At 41.9% G+C, this 234-nt stretch carries 1 protein-coding gene; it reads right to left on the bottom strand.

Translation table 11 applies throughout. The features are described from left to right. Positions 1–234: enolase C-terminal domain-like protein (locus AAEY79_RS16475; protein ID WP_352289871.1), on the bottom strand; the 234-nt coding region annotated here is incomplete at both ends.

Consider the following 234-nt stretch of genomic DNA (forward strand, 5'->3'; position numbering starts at 1 on the left):
CCCTTACATAACCCTCTTCTAATGGCAGTAAATTCTTAACCAGTTTGGTAAACAACGGACTCTCGCTTTGTGAGTATTCAATCAAGTCGCCATACTTGGTAGCCGCTAGGAATTGCACGGTAGCCGCCAATAAAATTCCCGTACTAAAACCATGAGGAATCATTTTGACGCCATTCATCTCAGCAATATTATTGATAATACGCATCTCACTAATACCCCCACAGCGGGTAATAT

The organism is Psychrobacter sp. GW64-MNA-CIBAN-0177 (genome assembly GCF_040309585.1).
GTDB classification, from domain to species: Bacteria; Pseudomonadota; Gammaproteobacteria; order Pseudomonadales; family Moraxellaceae; genus Psychrobacter; species Psychrobacter okhotskensis.